Source organism: Gammaproteobacteria bacterium (genome assembly GCA_037388465.1).
Lineage (GTDB): Bacteria > Pseudomonadota > Gammaproteobacteria > SpSt-1174 > SpSt-1174 > JARRKE01.
In genome coordinates, this window is the sequence record JARRKE010000006.1 from 26,330 (window position 1) to 48,896 (window position 22,567).

At 64.9% G+C, this 22,567-nt stretch carries 22 protein-coding genes and 2 tRNA genes; 10 read left to right on the forward strand and 14 right to left on the reverse strand.

What is annotated here, in order from left to right:
• Positions 1-8: 8 nt before the first annotated feature.
• From P8Y64_02225 to hemA, 7 genes are all read right to left on the reverse strand, one after another.
• Positions 9-1,109: a PilT/PilU family type 4a pilus ATPase gene (locus P8Y64_02225; GenBank protein MEJ2059292.1), complete on the reverse strand. Its 1,101-nt coding sequence runs from the start codon at positions 1,107-1,109 to the stop codon at positions 9-11.
• 6 nt (positions 1,110-1,115) lie between these two features.
• Entirely contained in the window at positions 1,116-3,503 is a 2,388-nt protein-coding gene (locus tag P8Y64_02230; GenBank protein MEJ2059293.1) for a HEAT repeat domain-containing protein, read from the reverse strand.
• 14 nt (positions 3,504-3,517) lie between these two features.
• Complete coding sequence (locus P8Y64_02235) at positions 3,518-4,003, reverse strand: hypothetical protein (GenBank protein MEJ2059294.1); 486 nt, start codon at positions 4,001-4,003, stop codon at positions 3,518-3,520.
• 146 nt (positions 4,004-4,149) lie between these two features.
• Complete coding sequence (locus P8Y64_02240; protein MEJ2059295.1) at positions 4,150-4,563, reverse strand: hypothetical protein; 414 nt, start codon at positions 4,561-4,563, stop codon at positions 4,150-4,152.
• A gap of 87 nt (positions 4,564-4,650) precedes the next feature.
• Positions 4,651-5,499 (reverse strand): peptide chain release factor N(5)-glutamine methyltransferase, encoded by an 849-nt coding sequence (prmC, locus tag P8Y64_02245; protein ID MEJ2059296.1) that lies wholly within the window; start codon positions 5,497-5,499, stop codon positions 4,651-4,653.
• Between the two features lie 16 nt (positions 5,500-5,515).
• On the reverse strand, positions 5,516-6,598 hold the full coding sequence (gene prfA / locus P8Y64_02250) for a peptide chain release factor 1 (GenBank protein MEJ2059297.1): 1,083 nt from the start codon (positions 6,596-6,598) through the stop codon (positions 5,516-5,518).
• Positions 6,598-7,878, reverse strand: coding sequence for a glutamyl-tRNA reductase (gene hemA / locus P8Y64_02255; GenBank protein MEJ2059298.1), 1,281 nt, complete (start codon positions 7,876-7,878; stop codon positions 6,598-6,600). Before hemA ends, prfA begins: the two co-directional genes overlap by 1 nt.
• Before the next feature lie 191 nt (positions 7,879-8,069).
• Between hemA and P8Y64_02260 the strand changes: the two genes are divergently transcribed.
• From P8Y64_02260 to P8Y64_02300, 9 genes are all read left to right on the forward strand, one after another.
• Positions 8,070-9,794: a tetratricopeptide repeat protein gene (locus P8Y64_02260; GenBank protein MEJ2059299.1), complete on the forward strand. Its 1,725-nt coding sequence runs from the start codon at positions 8,070-8,072 to the stop codon at positions 9,792-9,794.
• Complete coding sequence (lolB, locus tag P8Y64_02265; protein MEJ2059300.1) at positions 9,794-10,393, forward strand: lipoprotein insertase outer membrane protein LolB; 600 nt, start codon at positions 9,794-9,796, stop codon at positions 10,391-10,393. Before P8Y64_02260 ends, lolB begins: the two co-directional genes overlap by 1 nt.
• Positions 10,383-11,231, forward strand: coding sequence for a 4-(cytidine 5'-diphospho)-2-C-methyl-D-erythritol kinase (gene ispE / locus P8Y64_02270; protein MEJ2059301.1), 849 nt, complete (start codon positions 10,383-10,385; stop codon positions 11,229-11,231). Before lolB ends, ispE begins: the two co-directional genes overlap by 11 nt.
• 16 nt (positions 11,232-11,247) lie before the next feature.
• Positions 11,248-11,322, forward strand: a tRNA-Gln gene (locus P8Y64_02275).
• A gap of 46 nt (positions 11,323-11,368) precedes the next feature.
• Entirely contained in the window at positions 11,369-12,307 is a 939-nt protein-coding gene (locus P8Y64_02280; GenBank protein ID MEJ2059302.1) for a ribose-phosphate diphosphokinase, read from the forward strand.
• 138 nt (positions 12,308-12,445) lie between these two features.
• Positions 12,446-13,099, forward strand: a complete 654-nt coding sequence (locus P8Y64_02285; GenBank protein ID MEJ2059303.1) for a 50S ribosomal protein L25/general stress protein Ctc — start codon at positions 12,446-12,448, stop codon at positions 13,097-13,099.
• Between the two features lie 17 nt (positions 13,100-13,116).
• A complete protein-coding gene (pth, locus tag P8Y64_02290) occupies positions 13,117-13,692 on the forward strand; it encodes an aminoacyl-tRNA hydrolase (GenBank protein ID MEJ2059304.1) in 576 nt (191 codons plus the stop codon).
• Positions 13,693-13,734: 42 nt separating this feature from the next.
• On the forward strand, positions 13,735-14,826 hold the full coding sequence (gene ychF, locus P8Y64_02295; GenBank protein MEJ2059305.1) for a redox-regulated ATPase YchF: 1,092 nt from the start codon (positions 13,735-13,737) through the stop codon (positions 14,824-14,826).
• A gap of 214 nt (positions 14,827-15,040) precedes the next feature.
• Positions 15,041-15,117 (forward strand) — tRNA-Met (locus P8Y64_02300).
• Positions 15,118-15,269: 152 nt separating this feature from the next.
• Here P8Y64_02300 and P8Y64_02305 read toward each other — a convergent pair.
• Genes P8Y64_02305 through rsxA form a run of 7 tightly spaced genes read right to left on the reverse strand, consistent with a single transcriptional unit; the run spans position 15,270 to position 20,640 of the window.
• Complete coding sequence (locus P8Y64_02305; protein MEJ2059306.1) at positions 15,270-15,551, reverse strand: RnfH family protein; 282 nt, start codon at positions 15,549-15,551, stop codon at positions 15,270-15,272.
• 58 nt (positions 15,552-15,609) lie between these two features.
• Positions 15,610-16,302, reverse strand: a complete 693-nt coding sequence (locus tag P8Y64_02310; protein MEJ2059307.1) for an electron transport complex subunit E — start codon at positions 16,300-16,302, stop codon at positions 15,610-15,612.
• Positions 16,299-16,961, reverse strand: a complete 663-nt coding sequence (rsxG, locus tag P8Y64_02315; protein MEJ2059308.1) for an electron transport complex subunit RsxG — start codon at positions 16,959-16,961, stop codon at positions 16,299-16,301. Before rsxG ends, P8Y64_02310 begins: the two co-directional genes overlap by 4 nt.
• The gene (locus P8Y64_02320) at positions 16,954-18,048 is read right to left on the reverse strand and encodes an RnfABCDGE type electron transport complex subunit D (GenBank protein MEJ2059309.1); all 1,095 of its coding nucleotides are present in this window, start codon (positions 18,046-18,048) and stop codon (positions 16,954-16,956) included. The genes rsxG and P8Y64_02320 overlap by 8 nt, the downstream gene beginning before the upstream one ends.
• Positions 18,048-19,502, reverse strand: a complete 1,455-nt coding sequence (rsxC, locus tag P8Y64_02325) for an electron transport complex subunit RsxC (protein ID MEJ2059310.1) — start codon at positions 19,500-19,502, stop codon at positions 18,048-18,050. The genes P8Y64_02320 and rsxC overlap by 1 nt, the downstream gene beginning before the upstream one ends.
• Before the next feature lie 10 nt (positions 19,503-19,512).
• On the reverse strand, positions 19,513-20,043 hold the full coding sequence (locus P8Y64_02330; protein ID MEJ2059311.1) for an RnfABCDGE type electron transport complex subunit B: 531 nt from the start codon (positions 20,041-20,043) through the stop codon (positions 19,513-19,515).
• Between the two features lie 18 nt (positions 20,044-20,061).
• The gene (gene rsxA / locus P8Y64_02335; GenBank protein ID MEJ2059312.1) at positions 20,062-20,640 is read right to left on the reverse strand and encodes an electron transport complex subunit RsxA; all 579 of its coding nucleotides are present in this window, start codon (positions 20,638-20,640) and stop codon (positions 20,062-20,064) included.
• A 290-nt stretch (positions 20,641-20,930) separates the two neighbouring features.
• Between rsxA and nifL the strand changes: the two genes are divergently transcribed.
• Positions 20,931-22,565: a nitrogen fixation negative regulator NifL gene (gene nifL / locus P8Y64_02340; GenBank protein MEJ2059313.1), complete on the forward strand. Its 1,635-nt coding sequence runs from the start codon at positions 20,931-20,933 to the stop codon at positions 22,563-22,565.
• Positions 22,566-22,567: the final 2 nt, after the last annotated feature.

The window sequence follows — 22,567 nt, forward strand, 5'->3', positions numbered from 1 at the left end:
AGCAAACCTCATTTGCTGCTCCCTGCTAGGCTGACCTGCGGCAAAAGATTGGTATCGGTGACGTAACGCTGGAACTGTTTCTTGTCGGTGGCGAAGTGGTAGGCCGCATCCGGATCGATTTCCTTGTTCTCGATGGCTTCGAGCAGGGCCTGATCCATGAGCTGCATGCCCTGTTCGCGGCCGGTCTGCAACTGCGAAGGGATCTGATGGGTCTTGTCCGTCATGATCATCTTGGAAATGGCGCGGGTCATGACCATGACCTCGACGATCGCCTTGCGGGCGCGGCCGTCGGGGGTCTTGACCAGCACCTGGGTGATCACCCCATGCAGGTTCTGGGAGAGGAAGGTCTTGCCCTGCTCGCGCTCTTCCGGCGGCAGGGAGTCGATGATGCGGTCCAGTGACTTGGTCGCGCTCGTGGTGTGCATGGTGCCGAGAACCAGATGGCCGGTTTCGGCGGCGACCATGGCCATGCGGATGGAATCCGAGTCGCGCATCTCACCCACCAGGATAACGTCCGGATCCTCGCGCATCGCGGAACGGATCCCGTTGGCGAAGGTGTCGACGTGGGTACCGACCTCGCGCTGGATGACCTGTGACTTTTTGCTCTTGTGCACGAACTCGATCGGGTCTTCGAGGCTGATGATGTTCAGCGAGCGCGAATCATTGAGGTGGTCGATGATTGAAGCGAGGGTGGTGGACTTACCGGTACCGGTGGAGCCGGTCACCAGCACCATGCCCTGGTGATGGTCGGCGAGTCGTGTGACGACAGGCGGCAGTCCGAGTTCGTTGAGCGGTTTGATATGCGAGGGAATGTGCCGGAAGGTTGCGCCGATCCCGCCCAGCTTGCGAAACACGTTGGTGCGGAATCGGCCGATGTCGTTGGCGATGTAGGAGAAATCCAGGTCTTCGCCTTCCTTCAGGCGCGCCTTCTGTGCGGGAGTGAGTATCTCCTGGACGTACATTTCCAGTTCGCGTTCCCCGAGGTCACGGAATTTGATCGGCAGGATATCGCCGTTCATGCGCAGCATGGGCGGGACGCCGACGGCAAGATGCAGGTCGGAACAACCCTGCTCCCTGCCCAGTTTTAAGAATGCATCGATTCTCGCCATATGACCTCAGTGCAGAAGCGTGGACAGGGTTTGCGACACCTGCTCCATGTTTTGATAGCGTTTGGTCTTGTCGACCGCCATCATCTTGGCGACCACCGCACTCAATGTACGGCTGACCTCGGGGTTGACCTCGTGCAGTGGTTGCGCCTTGCCCTGAACGTGCTGGTACATCAGGGACATGTTGTCCTCGCCGTCATAGGGTGAATGGCCGGACAACATTTCGTAAAGAATACACCCCAGGCTGTAAATGTCACTCTGGGCGTCGACGGGCTTGCCGAGCACCTGTTCGGGTGCCATGTAGCGCGGCGTACCGACCACGATACCGGTCTTGGTGAGACGCGTGTCGCCGACGTCGTGTGCGGCGGCGATGCCGAAATCCACCACCTTCACTTCTTCCTTGTCGTTGATCAGCACGTTGTTGGGTTTAAGGTCGCGATGGATCACGCCCTGCGCATGCGCGGCTGACATGCCGTCGGCGATGTCCTTGGCGATCTTGAGGGCGCGCTCGATCGGCAGGGGTTTTTTCTCCGCCATTTCCTGACCCAGTGCATGCGACGGGAAGTACTCCATCGACAGGGCGAACAGGCCCGCGGCGGTGGTGAAGTCGTGGATGCGGATGACGTTGGGATGGGTGATGCGGCGTGCGAAACGCAGCTCGCGGGTAAAGCGTTTGATCATGTCCTGATCGGCCGCCATGGCGGGGTGCAGAATCTTGAGCACCAATTGCTCACGGACCATGGTGTCCTCAACCAGCAATACGGTGCCGAACGCCCCTTTACCGACCTGTTGGATGTAGCGGTAGCGGTTGTCGATCAGGTCGCCTTCGCGCAGGCGGCTCACGTCGAGCAGTTTGTTGTCCGGGGTTTCCTCGCTGGCCTTGCGATAGGTGCTGACGAGGCCGGCATCCGGTTGAAGTTTGGGCTGCGCCTCTGCGCTTCCCAACGGGCGATCCTGGAATTCGGTCTTGTTGAAGTGTTTCTCGAGGTCGCGAATGACCTGGTCGGCGGCGTCCTGAACCTCTTCTTCGGCCTTGCGGGTATGCTTGCTCAGGGCGGTGATCACCTTTTCCATGTTGCGCGAGTCGGTGATCTCCTTGAGGGTGTAGACCGCCTCGATCTGGATATTGGGTACCGGCTGTTTGAGCTGGTCGATCACCGCCGGGATGATCTTTTCGTCGCCCAGCGTGGCCAGGGCGCGCAGCACGACCGGCGCGGCTTCCTGGTCCTTTTTCAGCATCTGCACCAGGGACGGCACCGCGGCCTTGTTGCCGATGGCGGCCAGGGCGTCCACGGCGCGTTCGCGCACCCACCAGTCCTCGTCGTCCAGGGCGCGCAGCAGATAGGAAAGCGAGCGTTCGTCGCGGGTGGCGTTGAGAATCTCGATGGCGGAACGGCGGATGTATTCGTCCTTGTCGCGGATCAGCTCGACCACGGCCTCGACCACGCGTTTGCCACCGATCTTGGCGAGCGCGTCGGCCGCGCGCGCCCGCACCCACCAGTCGGCATCGCGGGCGGATTCCAGCAGGTCCTTGACGTCGCGGGCGCTGCCTATTTCATTGAGCACTTCCACCGCGCCGCGGCGGACGTATTCGGATTCGTCCTTGAGCAACGGGACGAGGTACTTGATGGTCTGCGGGTCGCGTAGCTTGATCATCGCGTCGACCGCCTTGTTCTGGACGTTGATGTCCGCGTCGCGCATCAGCTTGGCCAGCTGACTCACGTCCATGGTCAGGTCCATGCCGGAGAGGGTGTCGAGCGCCGCCTGTTTGACCAGCGGGTTTTTGTCCGACAGCAATCCCTGCAGCGCGGTGCGGACCTGCGGTGTATTGAAGCGGGCCAGCAGGCGCACGATGTTGACGCGAATGCTCTGGTCGGTTCCCGACAACCGGTTCAGCAGTTCGGGGATCATCGATTCGTCCACGATCTCACTGATGAGGTTGAACAGGGCCTTGCGGTCGTTGGCCTCGAGGGTATAGGCCTGTTTGAGGAGGTTGTTCTTGTCGAGCGTCTTGCCGCTGGCCGACAGCGCCTTGATCAGCCCGGATTTGCTGACGCTGGATTCGGAGAACAGGGGGACCAGCTCATTGGGGTTATACGCGGACGGCCGTCGCTGCAGGACCTCGACGATCCGGTTCACCACGGTCGGGTTGGGGTTGGCCAGCCCGGTGGCGATGGGGTGCACCGTCTTGTGGTCGAGCATGCGGGCCAGCAGTGCGATGATCTGTTCCGCCTCCTCCCCGCTGGCCTGGGCCAGGGCGTCAATGAGCCTTGGCACGGAGCTTTCGGCCCAGCGCCGCAGCTTATCGACGTCTTGATTGCCAACAGACTGGAGCTGGCCGGGGGCCAGCAGCTTACCCAGCAAGCGGTCAACCTGAATGTTTCGTATCAGGCTCACGGCGCCCCCGGGTTTTAATCTCCGCTAGACGGTTCGTCGAGCGGGGTGATTCTGACGATATAGCTCTTGTGTATCAGCACGACCTGATTATTAGCGGTATAGAGCCGCAGAAAACGATGATCGAGAATATTGATGTAGTCATAGAGGCGTTGATGATTCGGCGGCAGAAATTCGCGAATCTCACCCTTGATCAGGCTGCCGTCCATCAACTGCGCCCGGCAACTGATCACGGTCATCCCCGGGGATTCCGGCGGCGGTTCCTCTTCGAATTCGGCACGCACGATGGAGTTTTTGTTGTAAAAACGGAATTCGTCCTCCGCCGTGACATGCATGACCAAAAATGGTGCATCGTTGTTGAGCACCTCGATGGGGTCTTCCGCACCCTCGTGGTAGTCGCTGCGTTCCTGCAGGAATATATGGCCGACGACCGCCCCTTCGGGGTGAATCCATAGCCGCACGGGCTTGCGCAGCTTAGGTATTTTTAGTGCGCTATCTTCCATAAAAGATCATCGTCTTTGAGGTGATTGGTGGTCGTGTGACAGCCCTCGGGAACACGCTGCGCCCCCGATTAAGTCATTTAAACAATGCCTTGAATTTATTGCAATAAAAAAGAATACCGCGAAAATCACGGCATCGGGGGGATTTTCTAAAGATAGTGTCGCCAAATGGGCGGGCGGCCGTCGCGGCAACCGTGATCGCGATTGCGATAGTAATTGGCGAACACCTTGCGCGCGCAATTGCGCTGGCAGGGCTGATTGTCGATACCCAGGTTCCCGCGTTCGATCTCTTCGGTATAGTCGCAGAGTGCCCGCTTGAGTTTGTAGAGCAGATTGTTGTTGATGTGGAAACCGATTTCGATCAACGCGTCTTCGATCTCGCGCAGGGTGAGTCGGGTCAGATCGTAGGAAATGGCGATGCGCTCCGCATCCAGGAGATGGGTCTGCAGCACGCCGTCCACGTCGCTGAGCAACAGCAGCGCCGATTGCGCCTGATTCGGGTCGGGGTGCGGTCCCCGGAACCCGATTTCACGATGCTTGATGAATTTATCCTCATCCCCCATACGGTCAATCGTAGTCGGAGACGGGGAGAAATCAACTCTCCGGGCGATGCGGCGGAGTGGCCTCGACCGGGGTCGTAACGCCCGCGTTCACGAGGCCTGGCCCAGGGTGACGCGTCCCCGGTCTTCCAGATCGGTCAGCGTGTCTACGTGCCGGTAGCCCCGGGAGGTCAGCAGGGCACGCACCGCGCCGCCCTGGTCCTGTCCATGTTCCAGCAACAGCCAGCCCCCGGGCTTGAGGCAGGTGGCGGCCTGCCCGGCAATGCAGGTCAGGTCATCCAGTCCCTCGGGGCCGCTGATCAGTGCGTCACGCGGCTCGTAGCGTAGGTCTCCCTGTTCCAGATGCGGGTCGTGGGCGGCGATGTAGGGTGGATTGGCCACGATCAGATCCAGGCTGTGCGCCGCGACCGGGGCCAGCCACGCCGTCTGGATGAACAGGACATTGCGTATCTCGAGGCGACGGGCGTTGGTGCAGGCCTGGCGGATGGCACCCGCGCTGCGGTCGATCGCGATGAGCAGGCCGGTCGGCCGTTCGTGGGCCAGTGCCAGCGCGACGGCGCCGGAACCGGTGCCCAGGTCGGCGATTTTCAGGGGCGAGCCGGCGGGCAGGTGCGCCAGGGCCGCTTCCACCAACAGTTCGGTATCGGGGCGGGGGATGAGCACGTCGGGGGAAACGGCGAGGTCCAGGGACCAGAATTCCCGTTGGCCGGTCAGGTAGGCCACCGGCTCCCCGGCCGCCCGGCGCGCGAGCAGGGATTCGAAGTCAGCCAACTGTTCGGCGTCGGGGCGGAACTCGGGCCAGGCGATCAACCAGCTGCGGGGATGCAGCAGGGCGTGCGCGAGCAGCACCTCGGCGTCCAGGCGCGGGCTGGGGCTGGTGGCGAGCCGCGCCGTCGCCGCCTTGAGCAGTTCGGACACGGTGGGGCTGTCGTCGGACATGCGGTCGGCGGCCGGTTCATTCGCCGAGTTCGGCGAGCAGGTCGGCCTGATATTCCTGGATCAGCGGATCGATGACGGGGTCGAGATCACCGGCCATCACCTCGTCGAGTTTGTACAGGGTGAGATTGATGCGGTGGTCGGTGACCCGGCCCTGCGGGAAGTTGTAGGTGCGGATGCGTTCCGAGCGGTCGCCGCTGCCGACCAGGTCCTTGCGGGTGGAGGCCTGGGCCTGGCGCTGCTGCGCGCGTTCCTGTTCCAGCAGGCGCGAGGCCAGCAGGCTCATGGCGCGCGCGCGGTTCTTGTGCTGCGAGCGCTCGTCCTGGCATTCCACCACGATGCCGGAGGGCAGGTGGGTGAGGCGCACGGCAGAGTCGGTGCGGTTGACGTGCTGGCCGCCGGCGCCGGAGGCACGGTAGGTGTCGACGCGCAGGTCGGCCGGGTTGATGTCCACCGATTCGATTTCCTCCACCTCGGGCAGCACCGCCACCGTGGCGGCCGAGGTGTGGATGCGTCCCTGGGATTCGGTCTCCGGCACGCGCTGCACGCGGTGCGCGCCGGACTCGAACTTGAGACGCGAGTAGGCGCCCTGGCCCTTGATGCGCACGACGATCTCCTTGTAGCCGCCGTGTTCACCCTCGTGTTCGCTCAGCACCTCGGTCTGCCAGCCGAGCCGTTCGGCATAGCGGGCATACATGCGGTAGAGATCGCCGGCGAACAGAGCGGCCTCGTCGCCGCCGGTGCCGGCACGGATCTCCAGAAAGACGTTGCCCTCGTCGTGCGGATCCCTGGGGATCAGCAGCAGTTGCAGCGTGTGCTCCTGGGTTTCCAGCCGGCTGTTGGCCTCTTCCAGTTCCTCGCGGGCGAGTTCGCGCAGTTCGGCTTCGCTTTCGCCCAGCATCTCGCGGGCATGGGCGATCGCCTCGACGGTCTGCTGATATTGCCGGTAGCCGGTGACCACCGGCTCCAGCTGGCTGTATTCCTTGGACAGGGCGCGAAAGCGGTCGCTGTCGCCGATCACGTCCGGGTCGGCGAGCAGGGCGGCAATCTCGGCATGCCGCTCGCACAGGGCGGCAAGCTTTTGTTCCAGCGAGGCCTTCATCAGGGTTTGTCGGCGTCGTCGGGGCCGTCGGAGATGCCCAGCAGCACCTGGGCGGCGTCGAGCAGTTCGTCGCGTCCTTCCCGGGCCGCCATGTTCAGGGCCTGGGTGGGATTGTGCAGCAGCTTGTTGGTGAGGGTATGGGCCAGATATTCCAGCGCGGCCTGCGGGTCCTTGTGCTGGGCCAGCATGCGTTGCGCCTTCTCCAGCACCTCGTTCTGTACGGCGTGGGCGTGTTCGCGGTAGTCGCGAATGGTGTGTACGGCGTCCTGCACGCGCAGCCAGCCCATGAATTCCTCGACCTGGATGTCGATGATCTCTTCGGCCTGGTGGGCGGCCTCCTGGCGCGAGCGCTGGTTGCTCTCGATGACGCTTTCCAGGTCGTCCACCGAGTACAGGTAGACGTCCTGCAGTTCGTTGACCTCGGGTTCGATGTCGCGCGGTACCGCGATGTCGACCATCAGCATGGGGCGGTGCTTGCGGATCTTGAGCGCGCGCTCCACCGCACCCTTGCCCAGCACGGGCAGCGGCGAAGCGGTGGAGGAGATCACGATATCCGCCTCGGGCAGGCGTTCGGCAATGTCGGTGAGGGCGATGCCCTCGCCCTCCAGGCCTTCGGCCAGGACCTGGGCGCGTTCGATACTGCGGTTGGCGATGATCAGCCGGCCGATGCCCTGGCCGTGCAGGTGGCGGGCCGCCAGTTCGATGGTCTCGCCCGCGCCGATCATCAGGGCGGTTTGTTCGCGCAGGTCCGCGAAGATCTGTTTGGCCAGGTTCACCGCGGCGAAGGCCACGGATACCGGGCTGGCGCCGATGGCGGTTTCGGTGCGTACCTGTTTGGCGGCGGCGAAGGCGTGCTGGAACAATCGCCCCAGTTGCCGGCCCAGGGTGCCGGCGTGGTGCGCGCTGCGATAGGCATCCTTGAGCTGGCCCAGGATCTGCGGCTCGCCGAGCACCATCGAGTCCAGGCCGCTGGCCACCCGCAGGGTGTGACGCACCGCCTCCTGGTCGAGATGCCGGTACATGTAGGGCAGGAAGTCGGCCATGGGGAACTGGTGGACGCGCCCCAGCCATTCGAGGATTTCCTCCTCCTGCTCGGCCGTATGCAGCAGGGTGTAGATTTCGGTGCGGTTGCAGGTGGACAGGATGGCCGCTTCCTCGACCCCCGTTGCGATCAGCATGTCGCGCAGCGCCTGCTCCAGGGTTTCACCGGAAAACACCATGCGCTCGCGCACCGCGACGGGTGCGCTGCGATGGTTGATCCCTAGGGTGAACAGAGACATGGGCGTAATTCTAAGACGCGCGGCCAGGTAAACAGTAAATTTTCGGCGATGGCCCTTTGGAATACAAGCTGAGGGCGAGGCACGGTTGATTGTTAGAAGCAGGGCGGGGGGTTATTAGTTCCCGATATCCCGGGGACAGCCCGGCCTGATTCAAGGTATAGTGAGAAAATGAATTTCTTAGGGATGATCGCATGCGATTCCGTGCGCTGATCGCGATTCTCGGCCTGACCGGGCTGGTCGGCGGCTGTGCCACCACGCCCACTCCCCCCACCACGATGCCGCCGTCCGCGGAGACCGCCGCGCCCGCCGAGGTGGTGCGCTCGGATCAGCGTGCCGATGTTTTGTACAACATCCTGGCCGGCGAAATGGCCGGTCAGACGGGGCAGATCGATCAGGCGCTGGAGTATTACCTCAAGGCGGCCGACTCCAGCGGTGATCCGGTGCTGGCCGAACGCGCCACGCGCATCGCGATCTTCGCCCGGCACGAACAGGAGGCGCTGCGGGCCGCCCGGCGCTGGGCCGAGTTGGCGCCGGACAATCTGCAGGCGCAGCAGACGGTGGCCGTATTGCTGGTGCGGACGGGCAAGACCCACGAGGCGCTGTCCTGGTTCGAAAAAATCCTCAACACGCCGGGGCAGTCCGAAAAGGACGGTTATGCCCTGATCTACGAACTGCTGAGCAACGAAAAGGACAGTGCCAACGCATCGGTGGCCGCCACCGAGCTCGCGGCGGCGCATCCCAAATCCGCCTACGCACAGCTCATGGCGGCGCGGGTGCAACTGGACGCCGGCGCGGACCAGGATGCCCTGAAGCACGTGCAGGCGGCGCTCGACCTGAAGCCGGACCTGCTCGATGCCCTCATCCTGCGCGCCCGGATCTACGTCGAGCTGGGACAGGTCGATCGCGGCATCCGCGAACTCAAGGCGCTGGTCCAGCGCCATCCCCGCGATTTTCACGTGCGGGTGAGCTACGCGCGGGTGCTGCTGTCCGCCAAGCGGTATACCGCGGCGGAGCGGGAGTTCGCCGAGGCGCTGAAGATGCGTCCCAAGGACGGCAACCTGCTGCTGACGCTCGGGCTGTTGAACATGGAGCGCAAGCATTACAAGTTGGCCGAGGGCTATCTCAAGCGTCTGGTGCGCGTGGGCGACAGCCACGTTACCGTCGCGACCTATTATCTGGGACGCATCGCCGAAAAGCAGGGTAAAGCAGAACAGGCCATCGCCTATTACTACAAGGTGGTGGACGGCAAGTACTTCCTGGACGCGCAGCTGCGCATCGCGGGGCTGCTGGCCAAGCTCGGGCGCATCGAGCAGGCCCGCGCCACCCTGGCACGGCTGCGCTCGCTGAGCGCCAATTCCGAGATCCAGGTCCGCCTGTATCTCGCGGAGGGCCAGTTGCTGCGCGAGGCAGGCGACTATCAGGCCGGCATGGAGCTGTTCGACGAGGCGCTCAGGCAGTTTCCCGACAACAACGATCTGCTGTATGCGCGTGCGCTGATGGCGGAAAAACTGGGGCGCATCGACTGGCTGGAACGCGACCTGCGCAGCATCCTCAAGCGCGAGCCCGACAACGCCACCGCTCTGAATGCACTGGGCTACACCCTGGCCGACCGTACCGACCGCTACCGGGAGGCGTACAAGTACATCAGCCGTGCTCTGGAACTGCGCCCCAACGACCCGGCCATTCTCGACAGCATGGGCTGGGTGCAGTACCGGCTCGGACACCTCGAAAAAGCGGAAAAGGACCTGCGCAAGGCCTACGGCATGTTCGACAATCCCGAGGTGGCCGCACATCTGGTCGAGGTCCTGCACGCACAAGGCAAACGCACGGAAGCGCGCAAGCTGCTCAATCAGGCCCTGGCCAAAACCCCTGACGACCACGATCTGCGCCGACTCAAAAAAGCGCTCGGTTTGTGATGCGTTTCGCGTGGCTTCTCCTGGCCCTGATGCTGGGCGGCTGTGCCAGTCTGCCGCCCGACAGGGCCGTGCAGCATGCCGACTGGACCATGCGCGTCGCCCACCTGCAGAGCGCCGCGGACTGGCGCCTCGACGGGCGCGTCGCCGTACGGGTGGACGGCAAGGGCTGGCAGGCGAGTCTGCGCTGGCAGCAGCGACCGGCCGGCTACGAGATCGATATCTACGGGCCGCTGGGACGCATTCTCGCCCGCCTGCGCGGTAATCCCCGGACCGTCGTGCTGCAGACCGCCCGCGGCGAGCGCTATCAGGCTGCCGATCCCGAACGGCTTATGAATCAGGCCCTGGGCTGGCAGTTGCCGGTGCAGGGCATGCGCTACTGGCTGCTGGGCGTGCCGGTGCCGGGCGAGGCGACCGAGGGGCTGGCGCTGGATGCCGACGGACGCGCCCAGACCTTCCGGCAGGCAGGGTGGACAGTCACATACGATAATTACCTGGGCGGTCCCGCCGACCGGTCCCTGCCGCAGCGCGTGACGCTGGTGCGCCCGGGGGTGCGGGTCAGGCTGGTGGTCGATTCCTGGGACCTGGGCCATGCCGGCTGACGCCGCCTGGCCGGCGCCGGCCAAGCTGAACCTCTTCTTGCACATCGTCGGGCGTCGCGACGACGGCTATCACCTGCTGCAGACGGTTTTCCAGTTCCTGGACCGGGGCGACAGCCTGTTCTTTACCCCGCGTGCGGACGGTGCGATCAGGCGCAGCGAGGGGCCGGCTGATGTGCCGCAGGATCAGGACCTCTGCGTGCGCGCGGCCCGTGCCCTGCAGGCGGCCGCCGGCGTGACGCAGGGCGTGGACATCCGCCTGGAAAAGCACCTGCCCATGGGCGGGGGGCTGGGCGGCGGCAGCTCCGATGCCGCCACCACGCTGGTGGCGCTCAACCGCCTGTGGCGCTGTGGCCTGTCGCCGGAGGCTTTGGCGCAAATCGGACTGACCCTGGGGGCCGACGTGCCGGTCTTCGTGCACGGCCAGGCCGCCTGGGCGGAAGGGGTGGGTGAACGGCTTACGCCGGTCCAATTGCCCGAGCCCTGGTACGTGGTGCTCTGCCCGCCGGTGCACGTCGCGACCGGGGCGTTATTCCAAGCCCCGGAATTGACACGCAATTGCCCGCCGCTCACAATACGCGACTTTTCGTCGGGGGCGGGCGACAACGTCTTCGAGCCGGTCGTGCGGGCGCGCTATCCTGAAGTCGACGCCGCACTGAACGCGCTCGGGACCCATGCGCCGACACGCCTGACGGGCAGTGGCGGTTGTTTGTTCGCAGCCTTCCCCGACCGGGATGCTGCGCAGGCCGCACATGAGGCGCTGGCGGGGCGCTGGCCCGGATTTGTGGCGCGCGGGCGCAACCGTTCCATACTCCTGGACAGGTTGTCCGAGGAAGATTGAGCGCTCAACACTCTACTGGGCCGTCGCCAAGCGGTAAGGCAACGGGTTTTGATCCCGTCATTCCCAGGTTCGAATCCTGGCGGCCCAGCCATATTCGTTAAGCAGCGGGAAAAGTGATGGTGTCCGAAAGCAGCCGCATGATGGTATTCGCCGGGAATGCGAACCTCCAGCTCGCCCAGGATGTAGTTGCGCATCTCAATATCCCGCTGGGCAAGGCGCTGGTCAGCGAGTTCAGCGATGGCGAGATCCAGGTGGAAATCCTGGAGAACGTGCGGGGCCGGGACGTCTTCCTGGTCCAGCCGACCTGTGTGCCGACCAACCACAACATCATGGAACTGCTGATCATGGTGGATGCGCTGCGCCGCGCTTCGGCTGCGCGCATCACGGCCGTGATCCCCTATTTCGGCTATGCCCGGCAGGACCGCCGGGTGCGTTCCGCCCGGGTGCCGATTTCGGCCAAGGTGGTCGCGAATCTGCTGACCAGCATCGGCGTGAACCGGGTGCTCACCGTCGATCTGCATGCGGACCAGGTGCAGGGCTTTTTCGACATCCCGGTCGATAACGTCTATGCCTCGCCGGTCCTGCTGGGCGACATCTGGCGGCAGAAGCATCCGAACCTGATCGTGGTGTCGCCGGACGTCGGCGGCGTGGTGCGCGCCCGCGCGCTCGCCAAGCGCCTGGACGACGCCGAACTGGCCATTATCGACAAGCGCCGCCCCAAGCCCAACGAGGCGCGGGTGATGCACATCATCGGTGAGGTGGAAGGCAAGACCTGCATCATCATCGATGACCTGGTGGATACCGCCGGCACCCTGTGCCAGGCCGCCAAGGCGCTCAAGGAGCACGGCGCGGCGCGGGTGGTGGCGTATGCCACGCACGCGGTATTGTCCGGGCCGGCGATCAAGAATATCGACTCGTCCTCGCTCGACGAGCTGGTGGTGACCGACACCATTCCGCTGCGTCCCGAGGCGGCCGCCTGCGATCGCATCCGCCAGTTGAGCGTGGCCGGCATGCTGGCCGAGACCATCCGGCGCGTGAATCGCGAGGAGTCGGTCAGCACCTTGTTTATGGACTAGCCGCGAGGCGCGGCCGGTCACAACGGATTCGGGTATGGACCTGCGGGGCCATAGTCGGGAAATGCCTCCCCTGGTCGCGGGGGAGGCGGGTCGTCCTGTGAGGCGGCCGTTTTATCAACCCTTAGGAGCAGTAAAAACATGAGCAATGAATTCATCATCAACGCCCAGCCGCGTGACGACCAGGGGAAAGGTGCGAGCCGCCGCCTGCGTCGCGAAGGGCTCGTGCCCGGCATCCTGTACGGCGCCGGCAAGGAACCCACGCCGATCGCCGTCGCGCAGAACGAGCTGGCCCACCAGCTGGAAAACGACGCCTTTTACTCGCACATTCTGACGGTGAAGATCGGCAAGGCCACCGAAAAGGCCGTGCTGCGCGATCTGCAGCGCCATCCCTCGCATCCGACCATCCTGCACTTCGACCTGCAGCGCGTGAGCGAGGATTCGGCCGTGCGCGTGCACGTTCCTCTGCACTTCATCAACGAGGATAAGGCCCCCGGCGTCAAGCAGCAGGGCGGTGTGGTCTCCCACCATCTGGTGGAGGTCGAGATCGCCTCTCTGCCCAAGGACCTGCCGGAGTCCATCGAGGTCGATCTCGGCGGTCTCAACGTCGGCGATGCGATCCATCTGTCCGAGCTCAAGCTGCCCAAGGGCGTGGAGATCGTGGAGCTGAGCCATGGCGATGAACACGACAACGCCGTGGTCTCCATTCATCATGCACGCGTGACGGCGGCCGAAGAGCCCGAGGCGGGCGAAGCCGCAGCCGAGGGTGAGGAGCCCGCCGGCGAGTCCGAATAAGCAGGCAGGCGCCTGCCATGACACAGGCCTTGCAGCTCATCGCGGGGCTGGGTAATCCCGGCCCCGAATACGACCAGACCCGGCATAACGCCGGGTTCTGGTTTTTGGACGAGCTGGCGCGTCGCCACGGCGGACACTTTCGCACCGAGGCCCGTTTCACCGGCGAGGTCTGCCGGGTGGTCATCGACGGCCATCAGGTCTGGCTGCTCAAGCCCATGACCTACATGAATCGCAGCGGCCAGTCGCTGCGCCATTTCGCCGCCTTCTACAAAATCCCCCCCGAACAAATCCTGGTTGCGCACGACGAGATCGATCTGCCGCCGGGGACGACCCGCTTCAAGCGGGGCGGCGGCCACGGCGGGCACAACGGTCTGCGCGACATCATCGCGCAGCTGGGCAAGGAGTTCTGGCGTTTGCGGCTGGGCGTCGGCCACCCCGGGCATCGCGAGCAGGTGGTGGACTACGTGCTCTCGCGTCCCAGCAAGGCGGACCGGGAGTTGATCGAAGCCGACATCGCGCGCGCCGCCGATCTGGTGGACGGCATGATCCGCGGCGATTTCGAGCGCGCCATGCACAGCCTGCACACGGCCTGAACCTTTATCTTCGATTTCGTTTCCTGACGGACGGCAACACTCATGGGATTTACATGCGGTATCGTCGGTTTGCCCAATGTGGGCAAGTCCACCCTGTTCAACGCGCTGACCCGCGCCGGCATCCAGGCCGAGAACTACCCGTTCTGTACCATCGAACCGAACGTCGGCGTGGTGCCCGTGCCCGACCCGCGCCTCGACCGGCTCGCCGAGATCGTGCATCCCGAGCGGGTGCTGCCCACCACCATGGAGTTCGTCGATATCGCCGGCCTGGTGGCCGGGGCCTCCAAGGGTGAAGGGCTGGGCAACCAGTTCCTGGCCCATATCCGGGAAACGGATGCCATCGCGCATGTGGTGCGCTGTTTCGAAAGCGGCGACGTGGTGCACGTCGCCGGCAAGGTCGACCCGATCTCGGACATCGAGACCATCGACACCGAACTGGTGCTGGCCGATCTTGAGACGGCCGAAAAGGCGCTCAACCGCGTCAGCCGCGGCGCCAAGTCGGGCGACAAGGAACTGCTGGTTCAGAAGGCCCTGATCGAGCGGCTGGTCGAGCATCTCGGCGCCGGCAGGCCGGCGCGCAGTTTTGCGATCGACAAGGAACAGGCGCCGCTGCTGCGCGAGCTGCACCTCATCACCCGCAAGCCGCTCATGTACATCGCCAACGTGGCCGAGGACGGTTTCGAGAACAATCCCTACCTGGATGCCGTGCGCGCCCGTGCCGCCGAGGAGGGCGCGGAAGTGGTGCCGGTATGCGCCGCCATCGAGGCCGAGATCAGCGAACTGGACGACGCCGACAAGGGCGAGTTCCTCGAATCCATGGGGCTGGATGAACCGGGCCTGAACCGCGTGATCCGCGCGGGCTACCACCTGCTGCATCTGCAGACCTTCTTCACCGCCGGCAAGAAGGAGGTGCGCGCCTGGACCATCCGCCAGGGGGCGACCGCGCCGCAGGCGGCCGGGCGCATCCATACCGATTTCGAAAAGGGCTTCATCCGCGCCGAGGTCATCGCCTACGAGGACTTCGTCGCCCACGGTGGCGAACAGGGCGCCAAGGATGCCGGGCGCTGGCGCCTGGAGGGCAAGGACTACGTCATGCATGAGGGTGACGTGGTGCACTTCCGGTTCAACGTTTAACAGGCTGTTTTTGTCTACTCATGCGGCCCGATGGGGCGTCAAAATCAGGCTCAAAATGCTCGTTTACACATCAAGTAAACTGCGCTTCCTCGCCCGATTTTTCCTTCTCTCGCACTCGCCTGAGCGACAACAACAACCTGTTAGGCCCATGGTGGCGGGGTGCAAATTGACGCTGGCGCGCGGTTACGGTATCTTTCGCGCCCTTCAGCAGCGTGGCTATGTAGCTCAGCTGGTTAGAGCACATCACTCATAATGATGGGGTCCCCTGTTCGAATCAGGGCATAGCCACCACCTTTTTTCCCTCTCCCCAACCCCCGCGAATCGAGGCGTCGGGCCGTGGCATATCGGTCCGGGAAGCGGTATTGCGGGCGGATTCAAGGCGCGTATCGCACCCGATCAAGAGACGTTGTTGGCCGCGGAACGGCCGTGACGACCGTGTGCGCTCAGTCGGCGTCTTTCTCGTCGCGCGTGCGGCGGCGCGGGGTGGTCTTTGGATCGGCGGTGATGGGGCGGTAGATCTCGACCCGGTCGCCGGGTTTCACCTCGGCGTCCAGCTTGGCGACCTTGCCGAAGATCCCCACCTTCTGGGCGTCGAGATCGATTTCCGGGAAGCGCTCGAGCAGGCCGGAGCGCTGGATCACCTCCGCCACCGTGGTGCCCTCGGGCACCTCCACCGGCAGCCAGACCTGTTGTTCGGCAGCGCCATAGGCAATGCTTACCTGCATGGAAGTCTCCTTGAGCGCTTCAAACCCATGGGTATCACCCTATGCCGGAATGGCTGTCTCAGGCCTGGCTCGTGGAGCAGTGGGATTCCACGTCGGGGATGCTCGCCACCGCCGTGCGCTGCAGGCGTGCATCCAGGATGCGTTTGCCCGCCAGCAAAAAGCCCAGCACGATAAAACCGCCGGGCGGCAGGATCAGCAGCAGAAATCCCCGATAGTCGGGGATCACGGTGATATCCAGGAATGCGAAGCTGTTGCCCAACAGGGTTTCGGCGTGGGAAAACAGCGTGCCGGAACCGAGGATCTCGCGCACCGCGCCGAGGACGACCAGCGCGAAGGTGAAGCCGAGACCCATCATCAGGCCGTCGGCGGCCGAGGCCAGCACCTTGTTGCGCGAAGCGAAGGATTCCGCGCGTCCCAGGATGGCGCAGTTGGTGACGATGAGCGGGATGAACAGGCCGAGCACCTTGTGCAGTTCGTGCAGCCAGGCGTTCATGGCCATGTCCACCAGGGTGACGATGCCGGCGATCAGAAGCACGAACACGGCGATGCGGATCTCGTCGGTGATGATGCGCCGGAAGCTGGAAACCACGGCACCGGAGGCGACCAGTACGGCCGTGGTGGCCAGCCCCATGCCCAGTCCGTTGGTCGCGGTGCTGGTGACCGCCAGCGTGGGACAAAGCGCCAGCATCTGACCGAATACGACGTTCTTGTCCCACAGGCCGTCGCGCGTGATCTGTCGGTAACTGGTCATGGGGTTTCTCCTTTTTCAGGCGCCTTGGCGGCGCCGTTCAGCAATTGATCCCGGTGCCGGGCGAAGAATTCCAGTCCGCCGTGCACCGCCTTGACCACGGCGCGCGGGGTGATGGTGGCGCCGCTGAACTGGTCGAAGCGTCCGCCGTCCTTTTTCACGTGCCAGTCCTTCTCCGGGGTATTGGCGAGGGACAGGCCGTCGAAACTGAGAATCCACTTGGTCTTGCTGAGCTCGATCTTGTCGCCCAGCCCGGGCGTTTCCGACAGGGAGATGACGCGCACGCCCAGGAGCTTGCCGTCGCGGTCGACGCCCAGCATCAGGTCGATGGGTCCGCCGTAACCCTGGCCGATCACCTGGAATGCGACGGCGGTGGTTTTGCCGTCCTTGGTGGCCAGGAAGACGCGTACCGGATGCCCCGGCGGGTTGGCGACATGCACGGTGTTATCGAGCATGTCGTTGTCGTGGATATCGCCCGGGATCACTTCCTGCAGCGAGGCGCGCATATCCTCGGCGTGGCGGTTGCGGATCTCCATGACCGTGATCCGGTTGGCGATTACCAGCGCGGCGCTGGCCACCAGGGCCACCGCGCCGAGCATGATGCCGTGAAAGACGAGCCGGTCGCGCCACGGCCGCTTGGTCTGCTGCGTCGCGTCACTCATCGGACGTCTCGTTCCGGGGCGCCGGCGGCCGCAGCGGTTCGCCGCGGCGGGTGCGTCCGTAGACGCGCGGGCGCAGGTAGTGGTCGATGAGCGGCGTGACCGCATTCATGAGCAGCACGGCGAAGGCCACACCCTCCGGATAACCGCCCCAGGTGCGGATGACCCAGGTCAGGGCGCCGCAGCCGGCGCCGAACAGCAACTGGCCGCGGGGGCTGCTGGGCGAGGTCACCGGATCGGTGGCGATGAAGAACGCGCCGAGCAGGGCGCCGCCCGACAACAGGTGAAACAGTACGCCGCCGTAGCGTTCCGGGTCGATCCAGTGGAACAGACCGCTCAGTGCGGCGATGGCCGCGAGCATGGCCAGCGGTATCTGCCAGGTGATGATGCGCTGCTGGAGCAGCACCAGCCCGCCGAGCACGACCAGCAGGGCGGAGGTTTCGCCCAGGCTGCCGTTGGTGTCGCCCAGCAGCGACGCCGTCGGCGCGAAGTGCCCGGTCAGGGATTGGGACAGGGTGTGGCCCTGGGTGAATCCGGTTTTGACATAGCCCAGCACGGTGGCGCTGGTCATGCCGTCGATATGCGGTGCGGTCCCGAAGGTGATCGACAGGGCGGTGAGAAAGTCAGGCGAGTCGGCGGCGAACAGCGGATGCGGCTGCGCCCAGGTGGTCATCTCCAGGGGAAACGAGATCAGCAGCGCCACCCGGGCCAGCATGGCGGGATTGAACAGGTTCTGCCCGATGCCGCCGAACACCTGCTTGCCGATGAGGATGGCGAACGCGCCGCCCAGCGCGCCGATCCACCACGGCGCCCAGGGCGGCAGGGTGAGGGCCAGCAGCCAGGCGGTGAGCAGGGCGGAACCGTCGAACAGCGAGCTGCGCACCGGCTTGCCCATCAACCACAGGGACAGGGTCTCGCTGAGCAGCGCCGCGGCAATGGTGACCATTAGCAGATTCAGGGCCGGCCAGCCGAACAGGTAGAGGCCGAGGCCGGCCGCCGGCGAAGAGGCCAGCAGCACCAGGGCCATGGTACGGGGCACGCTGCTGGGTGCGCGGACGTGCGGTCCGCCGATGACTTCGGTCTGCGCCATTAACCGGACTCCGTGGATTCGGCAGCTTCGCTGCGCCGGCGCTGCTGGTTCGCCTTTTGCTGCTTGGCCGCTTCCAGGCGGGCGTTGCGCTCGGCCGCCAGGCGGCGGGTTTCCTCGGTCTTGCGCTGTTCCTCACGCTGGTTCGCGAGGGCACCCTTGGCGAAGTTGAAGTACTGCACCAGCGGAATGTTCGAGGGGCAGACGTAAGAGCAGGAACCGCAGGAGATGCAGTCGCCCAGCCCGTAGCTCACGGCGCCGTCGATGTCCCCGCTGCGCACCCGGGACGCCATCTCCAGGGGCATGAGACCGCAGGGGCAGGCGGCCACGCAGCGGGCGCAGCGGATACAGGGGCGCACCTCGCCCGCGTTGATCTCTTTGGCGGTCAGGGCAATGATGCCGTTGGTGCCCTTGACCACGGGCACCTGCGCATGGGGCAGGACCATGCCCATCATGGGCCCGCCAGCCAGCAGCCTGGCCGGTTCTTCCTTCAGCCCGCAGGCTTCCAGCAGGTCGCTGACCAGAGTGCCCAGCGGCACCTCCAGGTTGCGTGGCGTGTCCACCGCGCCGCCGCCGACGGTGACGATGCGCGAGATCAGCGCCTGATCACGGCGCAGGGCATTCCGGACCGCGTGGGCCGTGGCGACGTTGTGCACCACGATGCCGACATCGGCGCTGAGCTTGCCGGCCGGCACCTCCAGGCCGGTCAGCGCCTGGATCATCTGCTTTTCCGAACCCATGGGGTAGCGGGTGGGCACGGCGGTGACGTGCACGTCCGGGCAGGCGGCCGCGGCGGCGGTCATGGCCGCGATCGCATAGGGTTTGTTGTCTTCGATGGCGATGCGCGCGGTGTGCGCATGCAGTGCGCGCATCATGATGCGCACGCCGTCGATGATCTCCCGCGGACGTTCCTGCATCAGCCGGTCGTCGCAGGTGAGATAGGGTTCGCACTCGCCGCCGTTGATCACCAGGGTGTGTACGGTGTTGCGGCTGCCCAGGTTGAGTTTTACCGCTGCGGGAAAGGCGGCGCCGCCCATGCCGACGATGCCGGCGGCACCGACACGCGCCGCGATCTCCTCCGGCGTCATGGCAAAGGCGTCGCTGTCGTAGCTGCGCTCCGCCCAGCGCTCCTCGCCGTCCGGTTCCAGGATGACGGTACGTACCGGCAGGCCGGACGGGTGCGGTGCGGTGAACGGCTCGATGGCGACCACGGTGCCGGACGTGGACGCGTGCACCGGCGCCGAAACCGCCCCCGCGCTGCGTGCCAGGAGCTGGCCCTTGAGCACGTAGTCGCCGGGTTTGACCAGCGGTTCGGCAGGCGCCCCGATATGCTGCTGCACCGGCAGGTACAGGCGCGCCGGCAGCGGCAGCGGTTCGATCTCGCGGTCGGTCGTGGACTGTTTGTGGCCTTCGGGGTGGACCCCGCCGCGAAAGCGCAGACGACGCAGGCGCAACATGGCGGTCGACTCAGGCGGCCAGCGCGGGTTTCGGCCAGCGCCAAGTCTGCAGCGTGGCAGCGACGGGCTGCAACTGCAGGCATTCGGTGGGGCAGACCTCGACGCATTTGCCGCAGGCCGTGCACGCCCGCTGAATCACCACGTGGATCTGCTTGGGTGCGCCGACGATGGCGTCGGTGGGGCAGACCTTGAAGCAGCGCGTGCAGCCGATACAGGTACCCTCGCTGACCCGCGCCAGCTGGGGCGGGCCGTCGCTCATGCCGGAAAGGTCGGCCTCAACGCCCAGCTTGGCGGCCAGGGATTCGGCCAGCGAACGGCCGCCCGGGGGGCACAGCGTCACCGGCGCTTCGCCGTTCGCCAGCGCCTGGGCGGCACCGGTGCAACCCGGGAACCCGCACTGGCCGCACTGGGAGCCGGGCAGCATGGCCTCGATTTCCTCGACCAGCGGATTCGCCTCCACCTTGAGGTAGTGGGAGGCCAGCCCGAGCGCGTAGCCGAGCACCAGGCCAAGGATGGTAAGAGCGGCGATGGCTGAAAACATCTCTTTAATCCTCCTGATTCAGTGCACCAGGCCGGCGAAGCCCATGAAGGCCAACGACAGCAGGCCGGCGACGATGAAGGCGATGGGGGCGCCCGCAAACGCCGCCGGCACGTTGGCCAGCGCGAGGCGTTGACGCATCCCGGCGAAAATGACCATGACGATCGTGAAACCCAGTGCCGAGCCGAAGCCGTAGATCACGCTCTGCATGAACGAGTACTTGTCCTGCACGGTCAGCAGGGCCACGCCCAGCACCGCGCAGTTGGTGGTGATCAGGGGCAGAAAGATGCCCAGCAGCTGGTAGAGCATGGGGCTCGTCTTGCGGATGACCATTTCGGTGAACTGGACCACCGCGGCGATGACGAGGATGAAGGACAGGATGCGCAGATAACCGATGTCGAGGGGTTCCAGCACGTAGTGTTCGAGAATCCAGCTGGCCACCGACGCCATGGTCAGCACGAAGGTGGTGGCCAAGCCCATGCTCAAGGCCGTGTCGATCTTGTTCGACACCCCCATGAAGGGGCACAGGCCCAGGAACTTCACCAGGACGACGTTGTTGACCAGGGCCGTCGCCAGCAGCATCACCAAGTACTGTGTCATGTATGCGTCACCTCTCCTGCCAGAGGATTTGCATCAACCGTGCCACGACTGGGGAAAAGCGCTGAAAAACCGGCAGGTGCTGGCGCGGCGGCTATTTCACGGCGAGCGCACCAATGTGGTGCGTAATGCCGTCTGTCGGATTGAATACGCCGCCACTGACATTCCGGGCAATTTGTCGTAAATACTACAAAACACAACGTCCTTATCCCCGCCAGAGCGGGTTTCGGTCGGTAGGCACAGAACTTGTAAGGACTTGTACGTTACACGGGGCTAGGGCAGTTGGAGGTTTTATGGGGAAGCGCGGTGGGTCGACACCGGCAGACAGTTTTTCGGAGGTGTTCAAGGCGTTTCTCGCCTCGCCCCCCGAGGGTACGCCCGAGGCCATCATCGAGGCATTCGGCGAGATGGTATGGGATGGCCGTGGCCTGTTGCCGCCGCGCCTGTTCTACGAGGTGGTGGAGCAGTCGGCGGTGGCCATTTCCATTACCGACGCCAAGGCCAAGATCCTGTATGCCAATCCCCAGTTCAGCCGGGTGACCGGCTACGATCCCGAGGACGTCATCGGCCAGAACGAGTCCATTCTGTCCGACAAGGTCACCCCGCGCATCGTTTACGAGACCATGTGGGGGCGCCTGCTTCAGCGCAAGCCCTGGTCCGGGCTGCTGGTGAACCGGCGCAAGACCGGCGAACGCTATCTGGCGGAACTCACCATCGCGCCGGTGCTGGACGGCACCGGCCGCACCACCCATTACCTGGGCATGCACCGCGACGTGACCGAGGTGCATCGCCTGGAACAGCAGGTCCACAACCAGAAGGCGCTGATCGAGTCGGTGGTGGACGCCGCCCCCGTGGTGGTGGCGCTGCTCGACGATTCGGGGCGGGTGGTGCTGGACAACATGGCCTACAAGGTGCTGAAGGCGGACATGCACGGCCAGGAACCGGCGGCGCAGTTCGTGGCCGCCCTGCGCGAGTCCCTCGGCCCGTCGTTCGAGCAGGCGCGGCAAAGCGGCAAGGGCTTTTCCGGCCAGGAGATCAGCTTCGAGCCGGGCAGGGGCGCACCCACGCGCTGGTTCTCCTGCTCCGGCACGTGGTTCCGCGAAAGCGACGCCAGCGCCGACAATTTCTTCGAGGCGCGCAAGCAGACCTACCTGCTGCTGGTGGCCAATGACATCACCGCCGTCAAGCATGGTCAGGAACAGATGCGCATGAGTGCGCTGCGCGCCCTGATGGCCGAGGAGGAACTGGTTCAGGGCATGCGCGAGACCCTGGCCGGCGCCGTATTCCAGCTGCAGGGGCCGATCAACATGGTCAACGCCGCCGCCGCGATGCTGGAACGCCGCACCAACGGCGCGGACGAGAACGGTGCCCTGCTCGACGTGCTCAGGCAGGCCCTGGCCGACGGGCGTGCGGCGCTGCAGACGCTGCGCGATTCCATGCCCGAGGCGCCGAGCGAGGCGTTCGAACCGGTCAACGTCAATCAGCTGCTGCGCGAGGTGCTGGGGCTGTGCACCGAACGGCTGCTGGCGCTGGGCGTGGTGGTGGACTGGATACCCGAACCGGTGCTGCCACCGTTGCTGGGCTACGAGAACCGCCTGCGCAGTCTGTTCAAGCAACTGGTGGACAACGCCATCGACGCCATGGCCGGCGTTCGTGGCGGGGCGCGCGAGTTGCGCCTGCGCACGGAGGCGGCCGATCAATCCCTGATCGTCACCATCGAGGATACGGGCCCGGGCATTCCCGAGGCGCAGCGCCTCAAGGTTTTCGAGCCTTTCTTTACCACCAAGGGCGCGGCCGGGCGCAGGGCCGGAATGGGCTTGCCCATGGTGCAGGAAGTGGTGAACGAGCACTCGGGGACGATCGAGATCGATCCGACCTATACCGAAGGATGTCGCTTCCGCGTGCGGTTCCCGCTGAGGCAGAAGTGAGG